Here is a 9,002-nt window from a genome sequence, read left to right as displayed (position 1 = left end):
GATGGCTGATTGCAACGGTTGACTGCGCCGCATGGGGGGATGGGCATGGCGACGGCGAAGCATGTGATGAAGCGCATCCTGATGATGCTGGCCGGCTATCTGGTCGCGGTACTGGTCGGCCTGGTCGCTGTAGCGGCGATCTACGCCGCGCTCAGTTCCCTGCCCAACGCGCCGGCCTATTTCGACGTCATGGGCGTCAGCCCGATCGCCGTCCTGGTGGTGCCGCCGCTCGGCATGTTCGTCTACTTCCTGACGATTGTCGTGACCGGGCTGCAGACGCTGATCTTCGCGCTGATCGCCGAGTTCTTCTCGCTGCGCAATGCCCTGATGCACATGGTCTTCGGCGCCGCCGCCGCCGCCGGCGGCTTCTTCCTCATCTGGCCGAGCTCGGCGGAAGACATAGACCCGGAGCGATGGGCCGATATCGGCATCATCGCCGCCGCCGGCCTCGTCGCCGGATTGATCTACTGGCTGATCGCTGGGCGGGAGGCGGGTTTCCGCCGCCCGTTGTCGCAATTCTAAACGATCAGCTCGATGGCGAGCGCACGGCCTCGGTGGCGTCCAGCGCCTGCTTCAGCCGCGAATCGCGGTCGTAGACGTCGTTGAAATACTCGACCTTGCCGGACATGTCGGGCCAGGCGGTGAAATAGGCGACATAGACTGGAATCTTGCGCGTCACATCCTCGGTCGAATGTCCGTGCTTGAGCTTCTCGGCGACATAGTCGACCGAGGTGCCGAGCACCGCCGCCGCCATGCCGCGCGGATCCTGCAGGCGCACGCAGCCGTGGCTGAGCGCGCGCATATCCTGCTTGAAGAACGATTTCTGCGGCGTGTCGTGCATGTATATCGCATGCTTGTTGGGGAACAGGATCTTCAGTTCGCCCAGCGCATTGGCCTCGCTCGGCTGCTGGCGCACGCTGTAGGGAATGTTGGCGCCATAAGCGCCCCAATTGACCGCCGACGAGGGAATGCGCTTGCCGCGCGAATCCGTCACCTCGTAGCCGGCCCGATCGAGGTAGCCGGGATCGCTGCGCAATCTGGGCAGCATCTCATTGACGATGATCGACTGCGGCACGCCCCAATAGGGATGGAAGTCGACCTGCTTGATCTGGTCGTAGAAGAAAGCCGTCTGGTTGGTCACCCGGCCGACGACGACGCGCGTCTTCAGCTTCTCCTCGCCATTGTCGATATAGCTCGCGGTGAACGCCGGCTGGTTGATGAAGACACGCGGGCTGCCGAGATCGGAAGGCAGCCAGCGCAGCTCCTCCAGCGCCACCTGCACCTTGAGCAGCCTGTCGGCCTTCGACGTGCCGGCCAGCAAGGCGACAGTGCGCGGACCGATGACGCCGTCGCCCTTCATGCCTTCCTTCACCTGCACCGCCTTGATCAGCGGTACCAGCTCGGGGACATAGACCTCGCTGGTCGCCAGCCGCGACAGCAGCTCGCCATAGGTGCCGCCCATATTGTCATCGAGATTGCGCGCGATCAGCGACAGCAGTTTTGGCAGCTCGGGGCTGGTCTCGCCGGGCTTAAGCAGCAGCTTTGGATCGACGACGATCTCATTTTCCGCACTGGCCTGCAGGGCCTCCAGTTCGACGCGCAGAGCCTGATATTCCGCATTCTGCGGATGCCGCGATTCGAGATAGGTGCGCACTTCCTGCGTATGCGCCAGCGTCTTCAGCACGCCGACCATGTCGAGCGGCTTGGCTGGGAAATCATAGTAGCCGGTCATCCGGTTGGGCTCGACACGGCCGTTCTGGGCGTCATGGGCGTAGCGCAAGACGCGTGCCGACAGCGCCATCTCGAAGCGCACGAGTTCCCTGAGCTTGGCTGCGTCATCCGTTGAGGCCGAAGTCGTGGCCGGCACATCGACGGTGTAGTCGGCGGGCGTCAGCCCGTAGCTCGCGGCCTCGCCAAGCACCCGCACCGCATCCTGGGCGCGGTTGTTGGGGCTTGTTCCGTTCACCCAGATGAAGTCCGGATTGGCCGAGTAGTAGGCGATCAACGCCTTGGCGATATCGGGCTCGGCATAGAGTTCGTAGTCACTGAGGCTGGCAATGGCATCGTGGAAAGCAGCCCCGGTGGCCGACGGAACGAAGGCCGCGTCCTGCGCCGTCGCCGGCTGCGGCGCGGCGGACAGCGTCGAGAAGTCGACGCGAACAAGCTTGTCAGCCTTGTAGGTGTAATAGGACGGGCTGCTGATCTTTGCGCCGCCACCGCCACCGCCGCCGGCCGGGGCTTTGGGTTTGTGCTTTGGCGGAGGCGGAAATTCGCCCTGCGGCTCATGCCTGATGCCGCCGCCGAACAGCATGTCGAAGAGCCCCTGGGCGCCTGCCTGAGGCGCGCCCAGGGCGAGCGTTGCTGCGATCGCCACAAGCGGCATCGCGGTTGCTTTGTTACCGAGGAATTTCATGGATCACCCGCTCCGGTCGCAACCGGTTCCCGTTCCGCACGCTAGACCGTCTCGCTCACCGCATGGCGGATGTAAGGCGCGACTATACCGATTCATACCGATTTCGTTAAGCTTTCATAAATTTTGGAAAGCCTGTTGCAGAACGGTTTCACAAGATCGTGACGGCTGGAGCGCGGGTGCTTCGCTCCAGCCTGCAGAGCTCCCCAAATTCAGGCGTTGGCGCCACCATCGATGGTCAATGCGGCACCGGTGACGAAACGTCCTTCCGGACCGGCAAGCCAGGCAACCATGCCCGCGATGTCATCGGCCTTGCCGAATCGCGGCGTCGCCATCTTCTGGCGCTGATGCTCGGCATGCGGTCCATCCGCCGGGTTCATGTCGGTGTCGGTCGAACCGGGATGGACGACATTGGCTGTGATGCCGCGCGGACCGAGGTCGCGTGCGAGCGCCTTGGTCAAGCCGACCAGCGCTGCCTTGCTGGCGGAGTAGGCGCCGAGGCTGGTGTCGGTGACGCGTTCGGCGAGATTGCTGCCGATCGAGATGATCCGGCCGCCCTCGCCCATATGCGCCGCCGCCGCTTTCGAGGCGATGAACGGGGCTCTGAGATTAACCGACATGGTCTCGTCGAAGTCGGCTAACGACAATGTGTCGATGGGGGCCACGCGCCAGATGCCGGCGCTGTTGACCAATATGTCGAGCCGGCCGAAGGCACCAACGGTCTCATCGACGGCCCTGTCTATCGCCACGGCATCACGATTGTCCGCCTTGATGGCGATGGCGCGGCCGCCCTTGGCCTCGATCTCGGCAACGACCGCGCGGGCCTGTTCCTCGCCGTGCACATAGGTCAGCGCGACTTTGGCGCCATCGGCCGCGAGCCTTCGCGCAATCGCCGCCCCAATGCCGCGGCTGCCGCCGGTGACGAGTGCCGCCTTGCCGTTCAAATTGCTGGAAGACATTAGTTTCTCCATTTATGTATCGATTGATACATAAATGTCTGGCAGCCTTGCTCGACCGCGTCAACTCATTTATGTATCGATCAACACAGAAAAGAAGAACATGTCGGAAAGAGGCCGTCCCCGCACCTTCGATCGAACGGCCGCCCTGCGGCGCGCGATGGAGCTGTTTTGGGCCAAGGGCTATGAGGGTACGTCGATCGCCGAGCTGACCGCGGCAATGGGTATCAATTCGCCCAGCCTCTATGCGGCCTTCGGCAGCAAGGAGGCGCTGTTCCTCGAAGCGACCGAATACTACACGCAAGCCGAAGGAACCGAGATCTGGGCCGCCTTGGACGAGGCACCGACCGCATGCCAAGCGATCGAGAACTTCCTGCGCCAGACAGCCAAGGCCTATTCGCAGACCGATCGCCCGCAGGGCTGCCTGATTGCGCTGGGCGCACTGCATGAGGATTCAAGCAGCGGTGCCATCTGCACGGATTTGCGCCGCCGCCGCGCCGAAAATCTTGCGGCCCTGCGCAAGCGCCTGGAGCGCGGTGTGGCCGAGGGCGAATTGCCTGCCGATTTCGACTGCGATGCCGTGGCGACCTTCTACGCCACGGTCCAGCACGGCATGTCCATCCAGGCGCGCGACGGCGCGTCATGCACCGCGCTGATGGCGACCGTCACTGGCGCGATGGCTGCCTGGCAGGTATTGGCAGGCCCCGACAGAGCGTGACAAACGCAGGCTGTTGTGCTCGAAATTCCGACCTGCCAGCAAGGCCGGGAGGGATGATAGTGAAAAAGGGTTATCGCGAACTGCTGGACGAAGCCAACGCCGAGATCGAAGTGGTTTCGCCTGAGGAAGCCGCGGGACTGCTCGAGGACGAAGGCACCATCTTTGTCGACCTGCGCGACCCGCGCGAGCTCGAACGCGACGGCAGGATTCCCGGCGCCAAACATGTCACACGCGGCATGCTGGAATTCTGGATCGATCCCGAAAGTCCCTATCACAAGCCGTTCTTCGCCTCGGGCAAGAGCTTTGTGTTCTTCTGCGCCGGCGGCTGGCGTTCGGCGCTCGCCACCAAGACGGCTCAGGATATGGGGCTTGGGCCCGTCAAGCATATCCTTGGCGGCTACACCGCCTGGAAGGCGGCCGGACTGCCTGTCGAGCCCGGCGAGAAGAAGAAGTAACCTGACCGCGGCTCAATGTAGCAAGGACGGCTCGCGGTCCGCGACGAAGGCAACAGCGCGTGCCACCACGCCCTTGTCCGCAAGGATGCGGCGGTGGCCGAGACCGTCGGCCCAGTGCAGCCGCACATGGCCGCCGGCACCGGCGTAGCGTTTCGCATGCTCGGCCGGCACCTCACGATCGTCCGGCGCGTGGATGACCAGCGTCGGCACAGGAGCCTGGGCAAGCTGGCGGTCGCCGGTGAATTCATGCAGCGGCCGGCCGGACAGGTGCTGGACACGGTCCGCCATCGCAACCTGTGAGCGCGGCCCGACATTGAGCATGCGGCTGAAATCGGCGAAGATCGCCGGCAAGGAGCTCGGTGCTGCGATCAGCACGAGACGTCCGGCCGCCAGCGGCGGAATGTTCTTGATGGAACCGGCGATCGCATTGGCCGCGACGGCGCCACCAAACGAATGCCCCACCGCCGCGACAAACGGACCGAACCATTCGCCGGCGACCCGTACCGCGTCGACCGCGTTGGCCATGTTCAGGTGCCGGCCCTGCGAATGGCCATGTCCCGGCAGGTCCAGTGAAACGACCCTGTAGCCGGCCGCGCGATAGCCCTCGATCAAGGCGCGCATATATTCGGTGCGCGAACGCCAGCCATGAACGACAAGCACGGTGCCAAGTGCGGCCCTGCCCGGCTCCGGCCGGAACTCGTGCACCATGACGCAGCCGGTTGCCGTCTTCAGCCGATGATGGCGCGCCTCGGTCATGAACTCGGCGGCACGGCCGATGGCGCGGCGCTCGCCATCGGTCAGCGCCTTTGCGCTCGGTGTGCGGCAGAACAATTCGAAAGCCGCGCGCCCGCTGATGCGTGGCGCAATATGTTCGGCCGCACCAAATACGCTCCGGATGACCTTCAGCCCGATTGATGCCATAGTGAGAATCCATCCATACGTTCAAGCATGAACATAATAGTTCAAAGATGAACAATAAACAAGAGCTACCCTGGGACAACCCGCGTTTTCGCAACTGGGTCGCGGTGGCGCGCGCCTGCCATGTGCTGGAGCGCACGCTGGCGGTGAAACTCGCGCCGCTCGACCTGAAGCCGGCGCAGCTCGACGTGCTGATGAACCTCTACCGCCATCCCGGCATGTCGCAGCACGACCTTGCCCGCAAACTGCTCGTCGGCCGCTCCAACATCACCATGCTTTTGCCGCAGCTGGAGACGCGCGGCCTGCTACGCCGCGAAGGCGACGAGAAGGACAAGCGCATCCTGCGGCTCGCCTTGACCGAGGCTGGCGAGGCGCTGCTGATGCAGGCGCTGAAAGTGCATATGGCACTGATCGAGAAAGCGATGAGCCAGTCGACGCCGGAGCAGTGTGACATGATCGGCGAACAGATGCGCAAGATCTATGAGGTGCTGAAGGAGGCCTGACACCAAGGTGAAGGAGACCTAGCACCAAGGTGTGCCGATATTCAGGTCAGGATGCGCCGAAAATGGTGGCTTCCGAGAACCGGAGCGGAGCGTACTTAACGTACGTGAGCACCGGAAGCGCAGGAGGCCGCCATTTGCAGGCCAGCCTCACCTGAATATCGGTACACCGGCTACCACATGGTTTTCTTCGCCCGCTCCGGCCATTCCTTGTCGTAGGCCTCGCCGTCGATGTTCTTGCGGCTGGTGATTTCCAGGATTGTTCCGGGCGTCGGCAGCGATTTCGGATCGACATGTTTTGCCGGGTTCCAAAGCTCCGACCGCACAATGGCGCGGGCGCACTGGAAATAGACCGAATCGACGTCGATGACGGTCACCGAGCGCGCCGCCTTGCCGTCGACCTTGAAGGATGCGCAAAGTTCGGCGTCCGTGGTGATGTGCGCGCGGCCGTTGATGCGCAGCGTCGTGCCCGAGCCCGGCACCAGGAACAGCAGCCCGACACGCGGATCCCGGATGATGTTGCGCAGCGAATCGGCGCGATTGTTGCCGCGCCGGTCCGGCATCATCACTGTCTTGGGATCAACGATACGCACGAAGCCGGCGAGATCGCCGCGCGGCGAACAGTCCAGTCCCTCCGGGCCGCTGGTGGCAAGCGCGACAAAGGGCGAAGCTTCGATGAAGGCGGCGTATTCGGGAATGACATGGTCGAGTTCCTTGACCAGCGAGGCTGCGCCTGGAACGCCGTAAAGCGCCTCGAGCTGTTCGACCGTGGTGACAAGCGACATCTTCTTCGTCTCCGAACCTTTGCCGGCGCTACTCCACATCGATGACGTTTTGACGACAGCGAAGGGATCTAGCGATCGCGGCTCAAGCCTTTTTCCGCAAGCTCCGCCAGATAGGCGTTCCAGCGCTCATCCCTCTCGTGGCCGAGCGTATGCAGGTAATTCCAGGTGAAGATGCCGGTGTCGTGGAAATCGTCGAAGGTGATGCGCACCGCATAGTTGCCGACCGGCTCGATCTTGAGGATGGCCACGTTGCGTTTGCCGGGAACCGTCACCCGCTGGTCGGGCGAATGGCCCTGCACCTCGGCCGATGGCGAGGCGACGCGCAAAAGCTCCGCAGGCAGTTCGAATGGCTGATGACTGGGAAAGGTGACCGACAGCAGCTTGCGGTCCTTGGAGACCCTGAGTTCTTTTGGCGCGGTCATGCTGTTTGATCCCATGTCGATTGCCTTTCCCTACGCCGCTTCGCGAAAGGGGAAAAGTCCTGATAGAACAACCGACATACCGTGTCGGCTCCGGGATGTTACCAAAGATCGAGAAGCGGTATCTTGAATGCCGGGCTGGATCGTATCACATAGCTGTATATAACGGCGCCGCCAACGGCCACGGAAACGCTCGAACATGAACATGATCGACCCCTTCGGTCGCACGATCAGTTATCTCAGGGTGTCAGTCACCGACCGCTGCGATTTTCGCTGCACCTATTGCATGGCCGAAGACATGGCCTTCCTGCCGAAGAAGGACCTGCTGTCGCTGGAAGAGCTGGACCGGCTCTGCACCGTCTTCATCGAAAAGGGCGTGAAGAGGTTGCGCCTTACCGGCGGCGAGCCGCTGGTGCGCAAGAACATCATGCATCTGGTGCGCCAGCTGTCGCGCCACCTCGATAGCGGCGCGCTGGAAGAACTGACGCTGACCACCAACGGCTCGCAGCTGTCACGCTTCGCCGCCGAGCTCGCCGAGTGCGGCGTCAAGCGTATCAACGTCTCGCTCGACACGCTCGATGCCGACAAGTTCCACCAGATCACCCGCTGGGGCCATCTCGACAAGGTCATGCAAGGCATCGATGCCGCTCAGGCGGCCGGGCTGAAGGTCAAGCTCAACGCGGTGGCGCTGAAGGATTTCAACGACGCTGAACTGCCCGACATGATGCGCTGGGCGCATGGCCGCGGCATGGATCTCACTGTCATCGAAACCATGCCGATGGGCGAGATCGATGCCGATCGCACCGACCAATATCTGCCGCTGTCGCTGCTGCGCGCCTCGCTGGAGCGCCAATTCACGCTGACCGACATTCCCTTCAAGACCGGTGGCCCTGCCCGCTATGTCCACGTCGCCGAGACAGGCGGAAAGCTCGGTTTCATCACGCCGATGACGCATAATTTCTGCGAAAGCTGCAACCGCGTCAGGCTGACCTGCACCGGCACGCTCTATATGTGCCTTGGCCAGGAAGACGCAGCCGATCTGCGCGCGCCGTTGCGTGCATCCGAAAGCAACGAACTTGTCGCCGACGCCATCGACGAGGCCATCGGCCGCAAGCCGAAGGGCCATGATTTCATCATCGACCGCCGCACCAGCCGTCCCTCGGTGTCCCGGCACATGAGCGTCACCGGCGGCTGATTTCTTCTCCGATTTGGTGCAAGAGTATCTTTGGTCACCAAGGCCAAGGGGGCATCGTGCTGCGTCTTTATCGTATCGGCTTGTCGTCGCTGACCACAGTTCTGTCCTTGGCGACGCCAGTTACAACAACTGCAAGCGCCAAGCCCTTCACCTATGTGAACGCGCGCTTCGGCACCGTCTGCACCTTTCCCGATGAGATATTCACCGATCGTCAGCCCGAGCCGGAAAATGGCGACGGACAGGTTTGGCTGAGCGCGGATGGCGCCAGCCTGACCTGCTCCGGCATCCTCAACGTCGATGACGACACGCCGAAAGGCTTTGTCGCCAATGAAAAGGTAAGCAAGGAACCTGGCTATACCGTTACCTACAGCAAGACCGGCAAGAACTGGGCGGTGCTGTCGGGCACGAAGGATGGAAAGATCTTTTATGAGCGGCGCCTGTTCGGCAGGGATGGCGTTATCCGCACGGTCTGGATCGACTACCCGCCAGCCCTGAAGTCGAAATACGACCCGCTGGTCGGCGCCATTGCCGGCAGTCTCGAGGGGCAGTGAGTATTTCCGATCACACCCCAGAAAAAGTCTTGTTCGCGAACCGCCGCCGGATTTACCGCCACGTCGTTCCGGCCTAGCCTTCCCCTGAAAGCGGC

Annotated in this window: 11 protein-coding genes; 6 read left to right on the top strand and 5 right to left on the bottom strand. The window is 62.7% G+C overall.

Features of this window, described 5'->3' with window-relative positions; all coding sequences use genetic code 11:
- The first annotated feature begins 39 nt into the window (after window positions 1–39).
- Window positions 40–522, top strand: a complete 483-nt coding sequence (locus tag JG747_RS21460; RefSeq protein ID WP_038646776.1) for a hypothetical protein — start codon at window positions 40–42, stop codon at window positions 520–522.
- Window positions 523–526: 4 nt separating this feature from the next.
- Here the strand turns inward: JG747_RS21460 and JG747_RS21455 are convergent, their stop codons facing one another.
- Together JG747_RS21455 and JG747_RS21450 are read right to left on the bottom strand one after the other, a co-directional pair.
- Entirely contained in the window at window positions 527–2,413 is a 1,887-nt protein-coding gene (locus tag JG747_RS21455; RefSeq protein WP_038646778.1) for a L,D-transpeptidase family protein, read from the bottom strand.
- A gap of 209 nt (window positions 2,414–2,622) precedes the next feature.
- Complete coding sequence (locus tag JG747_RS21450; protein ID WP_202360005.1) at window positions 2,623–3,369, bottom strand: 3-oxoacyl-ACP reductase family protein; 747 nt, start codon at window positions 3,367–3,369, stop codon at window positions 2,623–2,625.
- 100 nt (window positions 3,370–3,469) lie between these two features.
- Here JG747_RS21450 and JG747_RS21445 point away from each other — a divergent pair, with 100 nt between their 5' ends.
- Window positions 3,470–4,084, top strand: coding sequence for a TetR/AcrR family transcriptional regulator (locus JG747_RS21445; RefSeq protein ID WP_019858108.1), 615 nt, complete (start codon window positions 3,470–3,472; stop codon window positions 4,082–4,084).
- Window positions 4,085–4,143: 59 nt separating this feature from the next.
- Window positions 4,144–4,539, top strand: a complete 396-nt coding sequence (locus JG747_RS21440; protein ID WP_027046837.1) for a rhodanese-like domain-containing protein — start codon at window positions 4,144–4,146, stop codon at window positions 4,537–4,539.
- Window positions 4,540–4,551: 12 nt separating this feature from the next.
- On the opposite strand, the gene JG747_RS21435 is transcribed toward JG747_RS21440, so the two are convergent.
- Window positions 4,552–5,460 carry an alpha/beta hydrolase gene (locus JG747_RS21435; RefSeq protein WP_202360004.1) on the bottom strand — a complete coding sequence of 303 codons (909 nt, stop codon included), beginning with the start codon at window positions 5,458–5,460 and terminating at the stop codon, window positions 4,552–4,554.
- A gap of 47 nt (window positions 5,461–5,507) precedes the next feature.
- On the opposite strand from JG747_RS21435, the gene JG747_RS21430 reads away from it, so the two are divergent.
- The gene (locus JG747_RS21430) at window positions 5,508–5,960 is read left to right on the top strand and encodes a MarR family winged helix-turn-helix transcriptional regulator (RefSeq protein ID WP_019858112.1); all 453 of its coding nucleotides are present in this window, start codon (window positions 5,508–5,510) and stop codon (window positions 5,958–5,960) included.
- Between the two features lie 170 nt (window positions 5,961–6,130).
- On the opposite strand, the gene JG747_RS21425 is transcribed toward JG747_RS21430, so the two are convergent.
- Both JG747_RS21425 and JG747_RS21420 read right to left on the bottom strand, forming a co-directional pair.
- Complete coding sequence (locus JG747_RS21425) at window positions 6,131–6,742, bottom strand: pyridoxamine 5'-phosphate oxidase family protein (RefSeq protein WP_064985711.1); 612 nt, start codon at window positions 6,740–6,742, stop codon at window positions 6,131–6,133.
- 68 nt (window positions 6,743–6,810) lie between these two features.
- Complete coding sequence (locus tag JG747_RS21420; protein ID WP_019858114.1) at window positions 6,811–7,164, bottom strand: gamma-butyrobetaine hydroxylase-like domain-containing protein; 354 nt, start codon at window positions 7,162–7,164, stop codon at window positions 6,811–6,813.
- Window positions 7,165–7,360: 196 nt separating this feature from the next.
- Between JG747_RS21420 and moaA the strand changes: the two genes are divergently transcribed.
- A complete protein-coding gene (gene moaA / locus JG747_RS21415; protein ID WP_202360003.1) occupies window positions 7,361–8,356 on the top strand; it encodes a GTP 3',8-cyclase MoaA in 996 nt (331 codons plus the stop codon).
- Between the two features lie 56 nt (window positions 8,357–8,412).
- The gene (locus tag JG747_RS21410; protein ID WP_019858116.1) at window positions 8,413–8,907 is read left to right on the top strand and encodes a hypothetical protein; all 495 of its coding nucleotides are present in this window, start codon (window positions 8,413–8,415) and stop codon (window positions 8,905–8,907) included.
- The last annotated feature ends 95 nt before the right edge of the window (window positions 8,908–9,002 follow it).

The sequence above is a fragment of the Mesorhizobium sp. 131-3-5 genome (genome assembly GCF_016756575.1).
GTDB classification, from domain to species: domain Bacteria; phylum Pseudomonadota; class Alphaproteobacteria; order Rhizobiales; family Rhizobiaceae; genus Mesorhizobium; species Mesorhizobium jarvisii.
This window is presented reverse-complemented; position numbering and strand designations above follow the sequence as displayed.